General features: G+C 64.2%; 16 protein-coding genes. 6 read left to right on the top strand and 10 right to left on the bottom strand.

The features are described 5' to 3' along the window. Positions 1-38: 38 nt before the first annotated feature. Genes CEW83_RS11150 through CEW83_RS11130 form a run of 5 tightly spaced genes read right to left on the bottom strand, consistent with a single transcriptional unit; the run spans position 39 to position 4,096 of the window. Positions 39-290 (bottom strand): YfhL family 4Fe-4S dicluster ferredoxin, encoded by a 252-nt coding sequence (locus tag CEW83_RS11150; RefSeq protein WP_108949405.1) that lies wholly within the window; start codon positions 288-290, stop codon positions 39-41. 16 nt (positions 291-306) lie between these two features. Further along, positions 307-798 (bottom strand): pantetheine-phosphate adenylyltransferase, encoded by a 492-nt coding sequence (gene coaD, locus CEW83_RS11145; protein WP_108949404.1) that lies wholly within the window; start codon positions 796-798, stop codon positions 307-309. Further along, the gene (rsmD, locus tag CEW83_RS11140; protein WP_108949403.1) at positions 795-1,334 is read right to left on the bottom strand and encodes a 16S rRNA (guanine(966)-N(2))-methyltransferase RsmD; all 540 of its coding nucleotides are present in this window, start codon (positions 1,332-1,334) and stop codon (positions 795-797) included. Before rsmD ends, coaD begins: the two co-directional genes overlap by 4 nt. Next, positions 1,331-2,704 (bottom strand): M16 family metallopeptidase, encoded by a 1,374-nt coding sequence (locus tag CEW83_RS11135; protein WP_108949402.1) that lies wholly within the window; start codon positions 2,702-2,704, stop codon positions 1,331-1,333. Before CEW83_RS11135 ends, rsmD begins: the two co-directional genes overlap by 4 nt. A gap of 21 nt (positions 2,705-2,725) precedes the next feature. Continuing rightward, positions 2,726-4,096 carry a M16 family metallopeptidase gene (locus tag CEW83_RS11130; protein ID WP_108951354.1) on the bottom strand — a complete coding sequence of 457 codons (1,371 nt, stop codon included), beginning with the start codon at positions 4,094-4,096 and terminating at the stop codon, positions 2,726-2,728. A 152-nt stretch (positions 4,097-4,248) separates the two neighbouring features. Between CEW83_RS11130 and ftsY the strand changes: the two genes are divergently transcribed. From ftsY to ftsX, 3 genes are read left to right on the top strand one after another with little or no spacing between them, the layout of a single operon-like run. Next, the gene (gene ftsY, locus CEW83_RS11125; protein WP_108949401.1) at positions 4,249-5,442 is read left to right on the top strand and encodes a signal recognition particle-docking protein FtsY; all 1,194 of its coding nucleotides are present in this window, start codon (positions 4,249-4,251) and stop codon (positions 5,440-5,442) included. Then, the gene (locus CEW83_RS11120) at positions 5,439-6,098 is read left to right on the top strand and encodes a cell division ATP-binding protein FtsE (RefSeq protein ID WP_108949400.1); all 660 of its coding nucleotides are present in this window, start codon (positions 5,439-5,441) and stop codon (positions 6,096-6,098) included. Before ftsY ends, CEW83_RS11120 begins: the two co-directional genes overlap by 4 nt. Then, positions 6,095-6,991 (top strand): permease-like cell division protein FtsX, encoded by an 897-nt coding sequence (gene ftsX / locus CEW83_RS11115; protein ID WP_108949399.1) that lies wholly within the window; start codon positions 6,095-6,097, stop codon positions 6,989-6,991. The genes CEW83_RS11120 and ftsX overlap by 4 nt, the downstream gene beginning before the upstream one ends. A 60-nt stretch (positions 6,992-7,051) precedes the next feature. Here the strand turns inward: ftsX and CEW83_RS11110 are convergent, their stop codons facing one another. Next, positions 7,052-7,834 carry an ion transporter gene (locus CEW83_RS11110; protein ID WP_108949398.1) on the bottom strand — a complete coding sequence of 261 codons (783 nt, stop codon included), beginning with the start codon at positions 7,832-7,834 and terminating at the stop codon, positions 7,052-7,054. Positions 7,835-8,049: 215 nt separating this feature from the next. Between CEW83_RS11110 and ahpC the strand changes: the two genes are divergently transcribed. The 3 genes from ahpC to CEW83_RS11095 all read left to right on the top strand — a co-directional run bounded on the left by ahpC (position 8,050) and on the right by CEW83_RS11095 (position 10,981). Continuing rightward, on the top strand, positions 8,050-8,613 hold the full coding sequence (gene ahpC / locus CEW83_RS11105) for an alkyl hydroperoxide reductase subunit C (RefSeq protein ID WP_108949397.1): 564 nt from the start codon (positions 8,050-8,052) through the stop codon (positions 8,611-8,613). Positions 8,614-8,741: 128 nt separating this feature from the next. Next, positions 8,742-10,295, top strand: coding sequence for an alkyl hydroperoxide reductase subunit F (ahpF, locus tag CEW83_RS11100; RefSeq protein WP_108951353.1), 1,554 nt, complete (start codon positions 8,742-8,744; stop codon positions 10,293-10,295). A 191-nt stretch (positions 10,296-10,486) separates the two neighbouring features. Beyond that, entirely contained in the window at positions 10,487-10,981 is a 495-nt protein-coding gene (locus CEW83_RS11095; protein WP_108949396.1) for an acyl-CoA thioesterase, read from the top strand. A 17-nt stretch (positions 10,982-10,998) separates the two neighbouring features. Here the strand turns inward: CEW83_RS11095 and CEW83_RS11090 are convergent, their stop codons facing one another. From CEW83_RS11090 to CEW83_RS11075, 4 genes are read right to left on the bottom strand one after another with little or no spacing between them, the layout of a single operon-like run. Next, positions 10,999-12,129: a sodium ion-translocating decarboxylase subunit beta gene (locus tag CEW83_RS11090; RefSeq protein ID WP_108949395.1), complete on the bottom strand. Its 1,131-nt coding sequence runs from the start codon at positions 12,127-12,129 to the stop codon at positions 10,999-11,001. Positions 12,130-12,182: 53 nt separating this feature from the next. Further along, positions 12,183-12,578, bottom strand: a complete 396-nt coding sequence (locus CEW83_RS11085; RefSeq protein WP_108949394.1) for an acetyl-CoA carboxylase biotin carboxyl carrier protein subunit — start codon at positions 12,576-12,578, stop codon at positions 12,183-12,185. A gap of 8 nt (positions 12,579-12,586) precedes the next feature. After that, entirely contained in the window at positions 12,587-13,018 is a 432-nt protein-coding gene (locus tag CEW83_RS11080) for an OadG family transporter subunit (RefSeq protein ID WP_108949393.1), read from the bottom strand. Positions 13,019-13,037: 19 nt separating this feature from the next. Beyond that, positions 13,038-14,591 (bottom strand): acyl-CoA carboxylase subunit beta, encoded by a 1,554-nt coding sequence (locus CEW83_RS11075; protein WP_108949392.1) that lies wholly within the window; start codon positions 14,589-14,591, stop codon positions 13,038-13,040. Position 14,592 lies beyond the last annotated feature (1 nt).

Genomic DNA, 14,592 nt, shown 5'->3' with positions numbered 1-14,592 from the left:
TGTTCGCCCCTTTGTGTTTTCAGCCGGGTTGGGGCTGATCAGCTCTTCGCGGTCAGCTTGACGAATTTCTCCATCAGCTGTTCCTTGGTCTCGACGTTGTTCGGATCGAGCGGGATACAGTCGACCGGACAGACTTGCTGGCACTGCGGTTCGTCGAAGTGGCCTACGCACTCGGTGCACTTGTTGGGGTCGATCTCGTAGATTTCGTCACCCTGGTAGATCGCGCCGTTGGGGCATTCGGGTTCGCAGACGTCGCAGTTGATGCATTCGTCGGTAATGATGAGAGACATGTGGATTGCTTCCTTGCTATCGCTTTAAATTCACTTTGTGCTGCAACTGCGCAAGCACGCTTGCCTGCACGAACTTGCTAACGTCCCCGCCCAGGCGGGCAATCTCGCGCACCATGGTGGCAGAGATGAACATGTATTCCTCGGCGGGCGTCAGGAATACCGTTTCGACGTCCGGATAGAGCTTGCGGTTCATCCCGGCCATCTGAAACTCGTACTCGAAGTCGGAAACCGCACGCAGGCCACGCAATACGACCCGGGCGCGCTGAGCGCGAACGAAGTCCATCAGCAGTCCGCTGAAACCCGTGACCCGAACATTCGGAAAAGGGCTCAGCACCTCCTGTGCAATGGCTACGCGTTCATCCAGACTGAAGATCGGGCCTTTGCCCGGGCTCGCAGCCACCGCTACCACGACTTCCTCGAACAACAGCGCTGCACGTCGTACGATATCTTCGTGTCCCCGCGTGAACGGGTCGAAGGTTCCTGGGTAAAGCGCCACCACATCCTTCATTTCTGCGTTCCCTGCATGAGATGGAAATGAACCTGTCCGGCGTGACCCTGTTTGACTGTCTGCCATCCGCCCAGGTGCGTCACCGTCGACTCCGATTCAACATACAGCCATCCATCCGGCTGCATGATTCTGTCGATCAGAGGCGCCACGCGCTCGATCCAGCCCTGCCTGTATGGCGGATCAAGAAACACCACATCGAACTTCCGAGGGGTGGATTGCAGGAATTTTACCGCATCGCCGCGAATGATCTCTACCTGCGACGCTCGTAGGGTTTCTGCAGCCTGCTTCAACGCACCAAAAGCACGGGGGTCGTACTCGACCATCGTGACCTTTTCGGCGCCGCGCGAGGCCGCTTCGAACCCGAGAATGCCGGTGCCGGCAAAGAGGTCGAGGCAGTTCAGTCCGTCGAGATCCTGTCCCAGCCAGTTGAACAGCGTCTCACGCACGCGATCGGGCGTGGGGCGCAGTCCGGGTACGCGGGCCACGTCGAGCAGGCGGGAGCGCCATTCGCCGCCGACAATGCGAACACGACTCATCGGCCCTTGTCACCTGCGCTGCTGCTGGCCTCAACATCGCCGTCACCGCCGGCAATGATGGTCACGAGGTGCTCGGGGCGAATGCGGCGCGAGAACGCGTCACGCACCTGTTCGCGGGATACCGCCGCCACCGCACGCGGGTAGCGGTCGAGCCAGTCGAGCGGAAGCTGGTAAAAGCCGATCATGGCGACATAGTCGAGGATCTTGCGATTCGAGTCCAGACGCAGCCCGAATCCATTGACCAGGTTGTCCTTGGCCGCCTGCAGTTCGGCGGCGGTCGGACCTTCGGCGATGAAGGTGTTGAGGGTGTCATTCACCACCTTGAGTGCTTCGGTGGTCTGCGTGCCGCGGGTCTGCAGCCCGATCTCGAACGGTCCCGCGACCTGCTGCGGTGCGAAGTAGCTGTAGACGCTGTAGGCGAAGCCCCGCTTCTCGCGCACCTCACGCGTCAGGCGGGAAACGAAGCCGCCGCCGCCAAGTACGTAGTTGCCGACAAGCAGGGGGAAATAGTCGGCGTCTTCACGCGCCATGCCCGGCTGTCCGATCACGATGTGCGCCTGTGCCGAGGGGTGGGCGATGCGCAGGGTCTGTGCCGCTGGCTGCACCGGCGCAGGCAGGGGGGCTGTGTCGACGCCTGCGGGAAGCCGGTTCGTCAGGCGGACGGCAATCTCTTCGGCGGTGGCACGGTCCACGTCGCCCACGATGCTGACCGAGGCGTACCGGGCGGCGTAGTGGTCGCGGTGAAAGGCGACCAGGTCGTCGCGGCTGATGGTGGCGAGCGATTCGGCCGTGACGTTTCTGCCATAGGGGTGACCCGAGTAGGCGACCTCGTTGAAGCTGCGCGCAGCCAGCGTCCCGGGCTTGGTGAGGGATTCACGCAGGCCGGCGATTGCACGTTCGCGTTCGCGATCGAGGACCGCCGCGGGGAAGATCGGGTCCGAGACCAGGGTGGCCGCGAGGTCGACAGCGGCGTTGAGCTCCCTGGCTGAAGACAGGCTGCGGATCGACAGGTTGGTGCGATCGTTGTCGGTGCCGCCGCCGATCTGGGCGCCGATGTCCGCGCTGAGGTCGGACACCGCCTGTTCGTCCAGCGTGCCGGCGCCAGCATCGAGCAGGCCACGGGTGAGCCCTGCGAGGCCGGCCTTGTCTGCCGGTTCGACGGCGCTGCCGGCGGCAAAGTCGATCTGAATGTCCACCAGCGGCAGGGCCCGGCTCTCGACGAACTGGACGCGGGCGCCGGTGCTGGCCGTCCATTGCTGGATGTCCGGTCCGGCCAGCGCCGTATTGCCGAAAAATAGGAGGCCGGCCGCCAGGGCCAGACTGTTGCGCAGCAGCGTTGCGGCTGCCGGGAAAGCGATGCGTGCGGTCATTGAAAGCAGTCTTCCGGAAGGTCAGTGACGGATGGCGGAAAGCGGTGAGCGCGGGGTCTTTTTGCCTACGGGAAGCGGGTCCAGGCGGGCGATGCTCAGGGTGTCGTCGCTGAAATAACGCTGTGCGACGCTGCGTACCTCGTCGGCCGTGACTTCGCGCAGACCTTCGAGCAGACGCTCGTCGTCGCGCCAGGACAGGCCGGCGGCCTCGATATAGCCGATCTCCATCGCCTGCCCCATCAGCGAGTCGCGCTTGTAGACCTTGCTTGCGAGCGCCTGGGTCTTGACCCGGTTGAGCTCGGCCTCGCTGACCCCTTCGTCACGAATTCGCTGCAACTCGGCGCGCAGGGCGGTTTCAAGGCTCTCCATGCTCTGGCCGGCCGCCGGCACGCCGTCGAGGTAGAACAGGGAGGGGCCGCGGCCGGTGCCGTCGTAGCCGGCCCCGGCCGACATCGCGATCCGGCTGTCGCGCACCAGACGACTGTTGAGACGGGCGCCGTCGTAGCCGTCGAGGATCGCGGCCAGAACCTGCAGGGCATAGGCGTCACGGTCAGCGTCGGGGTTGCGCAGTGCCGGCACCTTCCAGGCCATGGCCAGGTAGGGCAGCTCGGCCGGCGCCTTCACCACCGCGCTGCGCGGCCCCTGCTGTTCGGGTTCGGCGCTGATCCTGCGCTCGGGCAGGGGGTTCGCCTTGATCTTGCCGTAGTGCTCGCGCGCCATCTCGAAGACCGACTTGTGGTCGACGTCGCCGACGACGACCAGATAGGCATTGTTGGGGGCGTACCAGCGTCGGTACCAGGTCCTCGCGTCTTCCGCCTTCATCGCCTCGAGGTCGCTCATCCAGCCGATGACCGGGCGCCGGTAGGGGTGCGCCTGAAAGGCGGTGGACATCAGCTGTTCGTAGACGAGGGCGCGGGGCTGGTCGTCGGTGCGCAGGCGGCGCTCCTCCTGGACCACGGCGCGCTCGCGTGCAAACTCGCCGTCGGTGATGACGAGGTTGCGCATGCGATCCGCTTCGAGCGTCATCATCTGGCCGAGATGCGAAGGCGGTACTTGCTGAAAGTACGCGGTGTAATCCTTGCTGGTGAAGGCGTTGTCACGCCCGCCCACTGCCGCAACGCGCTTGTTGAATTCGCCTGCCTTCAGCGTCTTCGTGCCCTTGAACATCAGGTGTTCGAGCACATGGGCGACGCCGGATACGCCTTCGGGCTCGTCCATCGAGCCGGTGCGGTACCACACCATGTGCACGACCGACGGTGCCCTGCGGTCTTCCTTGACGATCACCTTCATGCCATTGGCGAGCGTGGTCTCGAACGGGTTGGCGTGGGCGCCCAGGCTGAGCAGCAGCGTGGCACCGGCAAGCAGCAAGCGTGGAAAGGTCTGGTGAAACATGGAGATGTCCTGCATCTGATAGAATTCGGGGCGCCATGCTCGCTTCGGCCGAAGCCGGAACGACGCGGAGCCGCATCTTAGTCCTATCCGGATTGCAGCGCCCGCTCAGTGCGATGGCGCCCACCCGAACGATCCCTCTGACCCGAGCGCCCATGTTTGGTTTCTTCAAGAAGTCCGGCAAGTCCGAAAAGCCTGCCGTAACGCCGTCTGCCGACGATCCGTCCGCGCCCTCAACCACTGAAACCGCAGCACCCGTCCCCGCGCCGCTGCCCGAGGAAAAGCCTGCGGTGCCTGCGAAGGCGACGCCGGAAGCGGTCGAGCCTGAAGCGCCCGTCGCGCCCGCCGCCGTCACTCCGGCCGTGGCTGCGCCCGCAGTCGAACAGGCGGCTGCGCCCAGGCGTTCGTGGGCAGAGCGCCTCAAGGCCGGCCTGTCGCGAACCCGGCAGCAGTTCGGTGGCGGTCTGGCGAGCCTGTTCGGGCGCAGAAAGATCGACGAGGACCTCCTCGAAGAGCTCGAATCAACGCTGCTGATGGCCGACTGCGGCGTCGACGCCACCCAGCACCTGATCGACGACCTGCGCCTGCGCTGGAAGCGCGACAAGCTCGAAACCGCCGACCAGCTGCAGCAGGCGCTGGCCGATGGCCTGCACAAGATCATCGCGCCGCTCGAGCAGCCGCTCGACGTGTCCGGCCACAAGCCCTACATCATCATGATTGCGGGGGTGAATGGCTCGGGCAAGACGACCTCGATCGGCAAACTCGCCAAGTACTTCCAGCTTCAGGGCAAGAGCGTGCTGCTGGCCGCGGGCGATACCTTCCGCGCCGCTGCGCGTGAGCAGCTGATGACCTGGGGGCAGCGCAACAACGTGACCGTGATCGCGCAGGACGGCGGCGATGCGGCTGCAGTGATCTTCGACGCCATCAACGCGGCGCGTGCGCGCGGCATCGATATCGTGCTCGCCGATACGGCTGGGCGTCTGCCGACCCAGTTGCACCTGATGGAGGAAATCGCCAAGGTGCGCCGCGTCGTGACCAAGGCCGATCCCACCGGTCCGCACGAGGTCGTGCTGGTGCTTGACGCCAACATCGGCCAGAACGCACTCGCCCAGGTCAAGGCCTTCGATGCCGCCATCGGCGTCACCGGACTGGTGGTGACCAAGCTCGACGGCACGGCCAAGGGCGGCGTCATTGCCGCAATCGCGCGCCAGTGCCCCAAGCCTTTGCGCTTCATCGGCGTGGGCGAGGGCATCGACGATCTGCAGCCCTTCAAGTCGCGTGAGTTCGTCGACGCCCTGTTCGAGCCGCTTGCCGGGGCGAACGCTGCGGCCAGGGGCGACAAGGCATGATCGTTTTCGAGGACGTTGCCAAACGCTATGCGGGCGGCTACACGGCGCTTGCCGGCGTCAGCTTCGAGATTCGCCATGGCGAACTGGTGGTGCTGTCGGGCCATTCAGGCGCAGGCAAGAGCACCTTGCTCAAGCTGATCCCGGCCATTGAACGGCCGACAGCGGGTGTGGTGCGGATCAACGGGCAGGATGTGTCCCGGCTGCCGTCGCGCGCCATTCCCTATCTGCGGCGCAACCTCGGGCTGGTGCTGCAGGAGAGCCGCCTGCTGTTCGACCGTTCGGTGTTCGACAACGTGATGCTGCCGCTGGTCATCACCGGGCACCCGCCCGGCGACGCCGCCAAGCGTGTCGCGGCGGCACTCGAGCGCGTGGGGCTGGACGGGCGGGGAAGAGAGATGCCGGCGGGCCTGTCGGGCGGTGAGCAGCAACGGGTCGCCATTGCCCGTGCCATCGTCAACCGCCCCTCGATCCTGCTTGCCGACGAACCGACGGCGCATCTGGATTCGGCCACTGCGGCGGGGATTGCCGCCTTGTTCAAATCATTCAACAGTGCAGGTGTCACCGTGCTCGTATCCACCCATGATGCGACCCTGTTCGCCGAGTCCTCGCCGCGTCGGCTGACGCTGGCCAAGGGGCTGCTGACGGAGGGCGCATGAGCAACTGGTTCTATCTGCATTTCAGGGCGATCGTCCAGGCGCTCGGGCGCCTTGCCAGCCAGCCCCTGGGCACCTTGCTGTCGGCCCTGGTGATGGGCATTGCCCTGTCGCTGCCGGCAGGCGGCTATCTGCTGCTGGACAATATCGCTTCGCTTGCGCGCGGAGTCTCGGGCACGCCGGAGATCAGCGTCTTTCTCGAAACCGGTGCCGGCGAAGCCGACGCCGCAGCCATCGAGAAGCGCCTGCGCGCCGATCCGCAACTGGCCAGCTTCCGCTTTGTGCCGCGGGACGAAGCCCTGCAGCAACTGGAGCGGGGCGGGCTGGGTGACGTGCTTGGCGGGCTCGATGCCAATCCGCTGCCCGACGCCTTCGTGGTGACGCTGCGCACTGGCGATCCGGCTGCCTTCGAAGCGCTCACCGGCGAGATGAAGACCTGGCCCAGGGTGGCACATGTGCAGCTCGACTCGGGATGGGTGAAGCGGCTGCATGCGCTGCTTGTGCTCGGCCGTTCGGCGGTGCTGATGCTGGCGGGGCTGCTCGGTTTCGCGCTGGTCATCGTCACCTTCAATACCATCCGGCTGCAGATTCTTACCCAGCGGGCAGAGATCGAGGTGAGCCGGCTCCTGGGCGCGACCGATCCTTTCATCCGCCGCCCCTTCTACTGGTTCGGCGGCCTGCAGGGCGTGCTTGGTGGCCTGGTGGCGCTGGGGGCCGTGTGGCTGGGCGTGGCCGCGCTGGCCGCACCGGTCGCAGGCCTGGCGGAGACCTATGGCGCGGTGTTTTCGCTGGCCGGGCCGCAGTGGCCGGAGTCGCTCGCGATCGTGTCGTTTGCAGCCTTTCTGGGCTGGCTTGGTGCGGAGATCTCGGTGCGCCGTCACCTGGCCTCGGCCTGAGGCGTCGCAAGCCGTTTCAATCGCAAAGCGGGCGCCACTGGGCGCCCGCTTTGCCTTGTATCAGGCGTCGTTCTTGAGCGCCCTGATTTCAGTCCTCAGCGCACGAATCTCCGCCATCAGGACTTCGTGATCCACCATGACCAGGGTGCGTGTTTCGTCCTGCTCCTGATGTTCGACCTCGGTCATCGCGTCGACCACGATGGCGATGAAGAGGTTGAGCACCGCGAAGGTGGTGAGCAGGATGAAGAGCACGAAGAAGACCCACGCCAGCGGATGGACCTCCATCACCGGGCGCACGATACCCATCGACCACGATTCGAGCGTCATCACCTGGAACAGGGTGTAGAAGGACGCGCCGATGGAGCCGAACCACTCCGGGAAGTCCGCTCCGAAGAGCTTGGTGCTCATCACCGATGAGACATAGAACACCAGCAGCAGCAGCGCAAGAACGGAGCCCATGCCGGGCAGGGCTCGGAGCAGGGCGTTGACCACCTTGCGCATCGACGGAATGACCGACACCAGACGCAGCGCACGCAGGATTCGCAGCGCGCGCAACACGGCCATGCCTTCGCCTGTGGGCGCCAGCGTGATGGCGACGATGGTGAAGTCGAACAGGTTCCAGCCGCTTGTGAAGAAGCGATGCCGGTAGGCCACGAGCTTGAGTGCGATCTCTACGACAAAGATCGCCAGCGCGAGCCGGTCGAGGGCAATGAGCACCCCACCTGCAGCGCCCATCACCGCTTCCGAGGTTTCCAGCCCGAGGGTGATGGCATTGATGACAATCACCGTGATGATGAAACGTTGAAAACCAGTGGATTCAATAAGGGTGCGAAGTGCTGTCATGGTCGTGATGCAGTTTTAAAGGGGGTGGGGAACGCGTCTTTGAGTTGCTTGCGCGGGGCGGGTTCAGATTCTGTAAAATTCAAGTTTGCAATCACCAGGTGGCTTTCGATAGTAAATTCCAATCGAGGCCATCTTCAATCTCAATTAGAGCAAATTCGTTCAAGCGACTATCATTTGTTCGTCGCAGTTACATCAACCCACACGGAGACTCAGCAATGTCCCTGATCAACACCGCAGTTCAGCCTTTCAAAGCTCAAGCCTACAAGAACGGCAAGTTCATCGAAGTGACCGATGCAGATCTGAAGGGCAAATGGTCCGTCCTGATTTTCATGCCTGCAGCCTTCACCTTCAACTGCCCGACCGAGATCGAAGACGCGGCCGAGCACTATGCAGAGTTCGAAAAGGCTGGCGCCGAAGTGTATATCGTTACCACCGACACCCACTTCTCGCACAAGGTGTGGCACGAGACCTCCCCCGCCGTGGGCAAGGCCAAGTTCGCGCTGGTGGGCGATCCGACCCACAAGCTGACCAACGCCTTTGACGTGCATATCGCCGAAGAAGGCCTGGCACTGCGCGGCACCTTCATCGTCAATCCGGACGGCGTCATCAAGACCATGGAAGTCCATGACAACGCGATCGCCCGTGACGTGACCGAAACCGTGCGCAAGCTGAAGGCTGCTCAGTACGTTGCCTCGCACCCGAACGAAGTGTGCCCGGCCAAGTGGAAGGAAGGCGAGCAGACCCTGGCGCCGTCCATCGACCTCGTCGGCAAGATCTAAGTTGTCGCTGTAGTTGCCCGGGCCTACCCGGCCCAGGCAGCCTGCTCTGCAGCCGGCCACGCGCCGGCTGCGTTGTATCCGGACCACCGAACATGCCGATGGTCCTCACTATCAAGGAAGAAGTCATCATGCTGGACGCCAATATCAAGACTCAACTGAAAGCCTATCTGGAAAGGGTGACGCAGCCGATCGAGATCGTGGCGTCGCTGGACGATGGCGAAAAGTCGCGCGAAATGCAGGCGCTGATCAAGGATGTCGCCGAACAGTCGGATCTCATCAGCGTCATCGAGCGGCGCGACGACACCGAACGCAAGCCCTCCTTCTCGGTCGGTCCCAAGGGCGGAGAGGCGCGCGTGCGCTTTGCCGGCCTGCCGATGGGGCATGAATTCACCTCCCTCATCCTTGCCCTGCTGCAGAGCGCGGGCTACCCGCCCAAGGTCGAGGCGGATGTGATCGAGCAGATCAAGAACATCGAGGGCGAATACAACTTCGAGACCTACATCTCGCTGTCCTGCCACAACTGCCCGGACGTAGTGCAGGCGCTCAACCTGCTCTCCATCCTCAATCCGAACATCCGCCACACCATGATCGATGGCGCCCTGTTCCAGGGCGAAGTGGAAGAGCGGAAGATCATGGCCGTGCCCACGGTCTACCTGAACGGTCAGGAATTTGGCCAGGGTCGCATGGAGCTGGCCGAGATCATCGGCAAGATCGATACCGGCGCCGAGAAGCGTGAGGCCGCCAAGATTGCCGCCAAGGACGCGTTCGACGTGCTCATCGTCGGTGGTGGCCCGGCGGGTGCTGCGGCGGCGATCTATTCCGCACGCAAGGGCATTCGCACCGGCATCGTGGCCGAGCGTTTCGGTGGCCAGGTGATGGATACCATGGGGATCGAGAACTTCATCTCGGTGAAGGAAACCCAGGGGCCGAAGCTGGTTGCGGCGCTCGAAGAGCACGTCAAGCAGTACGACGTCGACATCATGAACCTGCAGCGCGCGGCCAAGCTGGTGCCGGGCGACATGACGGAGGTGCAGCTCGAGAACGGTGCCTCGCTCAAGGCGAAGACCGTGATTCTTGCGACCGGCGCACGCTGGCGCGAAATGAACGTGCCCGGCGAGCAGGCGTTCCGTGGCAAGGGCGTGGCCTACTGCCCGCACTGCGACGGCCCGCTGTTCAAGGGCAAGCGTGTGGCGGTGATCGGCGGCGGCAACTCGGGCGTCGAAGCGGCGATCGACCTCGCCGGCATCGTGGCCCATGTCACCCTGCTTGAGTTTGCCGACACCCTGCGTGCCGATGCAGTGCTGCAGAAGAAGCTCTACAGCCTGCCCAACGTCACCGTGATCAAGAGTGCCCAGACCACCGAAGTGACCGGTACCGACAAGGTCAATGGCCTGATGTACAAGGACCGCAGCACCGACGAGGTGAAGCGCATCGAGCTCGAAGGCATCTTCGTCCAGATCGGCCTGCTGCCCAATACCGACTTCATGAAGGGCGCGATCGAACTGTCGCGCTTCGGCGAAGTGATCGTCGACGCCAAGGGCCAGACCTCGGTGCCGGGCATCTTTGCCGCCGGGGACTGCACCACGGTGCCTTACAAGCAGATCATCATCGCCATGGGCGAGGGTTCCAAGGCCGCGCTGAGCGCCTTCGATCACCTGATCCGGAGTTCGGTCGAAGCCTGACCGAAGCGCAGCATCGCATCACGAATGCCCCGCCAGCGAGCGGGGCATTTTTTTGGTCGTCCGTGAGCCGAAAGCGAACCGAAAGTACACTGGTGGCAGGATGAGGCTGAATCCGGCTTACAGCCGTGCGCCCGGGCGCCGCATCATGCGAATATAGGGCACCCCCCAACACTCAGTCGGAAGCAAGAACAATGGATTTGCCTGCACACCAGCTCACGATGACCGTCCTCATGACCCCGGAGATGGCCAACTTTTCCGGCAAGGTGCACGGTGGTGCCATCCTGCGACAGCTCGACCAGGTGGCTTATGCCTGCGCCAGTCGCTACGCCGCACGCTACTGCGTGACGCTCTCCGTCGATCAGGTGATGTTCCGCCAGCCGATCATGGTGGGCGAGTTGGTGACCTTTCTCGCCAGCGTGAACTACACCGGCAAGTCTTCTCTCGAGGTCGGCATCAAGGTGGTGGCGGAAAACATCCGCACCCAGGAAGTGCGCCATGCCAACAGCTGCTTCTTCACCATGGTTGCGGTGGACGACGAGGGCAAGCCGGTGCCCGTGCCGCCGCTACGGCCGTTCAGCCCCGAGGAGAAGCGCCGTTTCGAGGCCGCTGCGGCACGCAAGGCGCTGCGCCTCGAGCTGGAAAGGCGTTTTGCCGAAACGCATGGCAATGAGGGAAAGCGGGGCTGAGGCCGACGCGACCGGGTTCAGTTTCCGAGCCTGGCGATGAAGTAACCGGCGACGACGGCAGTGCCGATGACGCCGGCCACGTTCGGCCCCATCGCATGCATCAACAGGAAGTTGCCGGGGTCGGCGCGCTGACCTTCCACCTGACTGACCCTGGCCGCCATCGGGACGGCAGACACGCCTGCCGAACCGATCAACGGATTGATCTTCTCTTTCGACACCAGGTTCATCAGCTTGGCCATCAGCACGCCCGATGCCGTCGAGATGGAAAAGGCGACGATGCCCAGGCTCAGAATCTTCAGCGTTTCCAGTTGCAGGAAGCGCTCACCCGTCATGGTGATGCCGACCGAGGTGCCGAGCAGGATGGTGACGATGTTGATGATTTCGTTCTGTGCGGCCTTGCTCAGACGCTCTGTCACGCCGCACTCGCGCAGGAAATTGCCCAGCATCAGCATCCCGATCAGGGCTGAGGCGGCGGGCACCAGCAGGATGACCAGCACGGTGACCACCAGCGCGAAAATCAGCTTCTCCGTCTTCGATACCTGACGCAGCGAGCGCATGCGGATGGCGCGCTCCTTGGTGGTGGTCAGCGCGCGCATGATCGGGGGCTGGATCAGGGGCACGAGCGCCATGTAGGAGTAGGCCGCCACCGCGATCGGTGCCAGCAGTTCGGGGGCGAGCTTGTTGGCGAGAAAGATCGAGGTCGGGCCGTCGGCGCCGCCGATGATGCCGATGGCCGCTGCCTGATCGGTCGAAAAACCGAGCAGCGCGGCGCCGATGAAGGTGGCGAAGACGCCGAACTGGGCTGCGGCACCGAGCAGGAAGGTGCGCGGGTTGGCGATGACCGGGCCGAAATCCGTCAGTGCGCCGACGCCGAGAAAGATGATCGGCGGGAACAGCTCCAGATGGACCCCGAGCGAGATGTAGTGGAACAGACCGCCCGGGGTGTCGCCCACCGGCGGGTTGACCATGCCTTCGGTGGGCAGGTTCGCCAGCAGCGCGCCGAAGGCAATCGGCACCAGCAGCAAGGGCTCGAAGTTCTTGTACACCGCGAGGTAGAGCAGGCCGCAGATGACCACCCACATGATCATCATCTGCAGTGTCACGTGGCCGAAGGCGGTGAGCGCAATGAGGTCGTTCAGCATGTCCATCGGGAGGCCTTCGGATGAGGTGCTCGGGCTGTCGGGGGGCTGTGGTGCACGCTTCAGCCGATGCTCAGGAGGGACTGCCCCTCGGCCACTGCGGTGCCGGCAGCGACGTTGATCGCCGTGATTCTGCCGTCACGCGGCGCGGTGATGTAGGTGTTCATCTTCATCGCCTCGAGGACCACGAGTTGCTGGCTCTTCGTGACGTGCTGACCGACCGCGACATCGACCGAAACCACTGTCCCGGCAAGCGGGCTGTGCACGTCGCCTGCACCACCGTCAGCTGCTGCAGCGGGTGGCGGCGCGGCTGGCGCGGCCGCCGCTGCGGGGCGAGCGGGGCGCGGAGCGGGGGACGGTGCCGGTGACGGGCTCGCGCTGGCCGGCGCGACAGCATCCAGTTCCTCGACGCTGACTTCGTAGGGGGTGCCGTCAACGGTGATCCTGAAATTTCTCATTGTTTCTCTCATTGATGTCTGTTGACGGGGGGCTGCACGGGCGCCGGATCCTGCGGGGGTGCGTCCTGGTCGACATGGGGTGGGCCGGGGATGGCCCAGTCCCAGCGCACGCGATGCGATGAAAACTGCTCGGTGCGTCCCTCGCGGGCCCAGGTGACTGCCAGATGGGCTGGCGCCCTCACCGAGACCACCCGTCCGCGCCCACCGGTCATGACCGCGACGGCGGCCGTGATTGCTGCGACATGCGCCGCCGGGATGCCGGGCGCAGCGGGTGTCGGCCCTGCTGCAGGCGGGGCGACCGCAGCGACGGCGGCCGGACGGGGCGCGGCGGCGGCGAACAGGCGGCCGATGAGCGCGCTGACCAGCCACAGCAGCGAAAGTGCGATGAGCACGACGCTGAAGCCGGTCAGAATGAATGCCAGGGTGTCGGTTACGCTCATCGCTGGTGCTCCCCGGTCCTCACAGCGGAATGTTGCCGTGCTTCTTGGGTGGACGCGTCTCGCGTTTGGAGAGCAAGGAGCGCAGTGCCAGCGACACCGCAGCGCGGGTTCGCCGTGGCTGGATCACGTCATGCACGAACATGCGCGCGGCAGACTGGTAGGGCGAGGCGAATTCGGCGCGATACTCGTCGATCAGCTCGCGACGACGTGCGGCCTGGTCTTCAGCCTCGTCGATCTCCTTGCGGTACAGGATGTTGACTGCACCCTCCGCCCCCATGACGGCAATCTCGGCCGTCGGCCACGCCAGCACGAGGTCGGCACCCATGTCGCGCGAGCACATTGCCAGAAAGGCGCCGCCGTAGGCCTTGCGCATGATGACGGTGATCTTGGGGACGGTGCTTGCACCATAGGCGAACAGCATCTTGGCGCCGTGCCGGATGATGCCCTGCTTCTCCTGCGCCACGCCGGGCAGAAAGCCGGGCACATCGACCAGCGTGACCAGGGGAATGTTGAAGATGTTGCAGAAGCGGATGAAGCGCGCACCCTTGTCCGAGGCGTCGATGTCCAGCGTGCCGGCCTTGACCAGGGGCTGGTTGGCGACAAAGCCGACCACGACGCCATTGATGCGTCCGAGCCCGATGACGAGGTTGGCTGCAAACTCCTGCTGCACCTCCAGAAAGCTGCCTTCGTCGGCCAGGCGGGCGATGACATCCTTGACGTCGTAGGCACGCTTGGCGTCTTCCGGCAGGATGTCTTCGATACCGCTGTCGTCCTGCAGCGTGATCTCTTCGCTCAGGCGGTGGGGCGGGTCCATCATGTTGTTCGATGGCAGATAACTCAGCAGCTTGCGCACCAGCTCCAGGGCGTGGCGGTCATCTTCGGCAATGAAGTGGATGTTGCCCGAGTCGCGCGCATGGGCTTCGGCCGAGCCAATTTCTTCCATGGTCGTGTGCTGGCCGGTGACGGCGCGGATGACTTCCGGACCACAGATGAACATGCTCGCCGAGTGGCGCGTCATGATCAGAAAGTCCATCATCGCCGGGGAGTACACCGCGCCGCCTGCGCACGGCCCGCAGATGACCGCGATCTGGGGTACGACGCCTGACATCAGCACGTTGCGGTTGAATACCTGGCCATAGCCCGACAGGCTTTCCACACCTTCCTGAATCCGCGCGCCACCCGAATCGTTGAAGCCGACCAGCGGCATGCCGCCACGTGCGGCATGGTCCATCAGCTCGCAGATCTTGCGCGCGTGGACGGCGCCGAGTGATCCGCCGGCAATCATGAAGTCCTGGCTGAAACCTGCGACCGGGCGTCCGTCGACAAAGCCGATGCCGGTGATGACGCCATCGGTGGGGAGCGATTTTTTCTCCATGCCGAAGCCGCGCGTCTCATGCTGGGCATGAAGACCGAACTCCTGGAAGGTGTCCCTGGCATAGAGGCCCTGCAGCCGCTCGCGTGCGGTCAGCTGGCCTTTGGCATGGCGCCTGGCGATGCGTTCCGGCCCGCCGGAGGCAAGGGCCTCGGCCTGGCGTCGCTCAAGGTCGTCGAGTAGCTTCTTGTCAATCGCCATG

Source organism: Parazoarcus communis (assembly GCF_003111645.1).
Taxonomy (GTDB): Bacteria; Pseudomonadota; Gammaproteobacteria; order Burkholderiales; family Rhodocyclaceae; genus Parazoarcus; species Parazoarcus communis_A.
The sequence above is the reverse complement of the archived record's forward strand: the minus strand, read 5'-3'. Positions and strand labels throughout refer to the sequence as shown.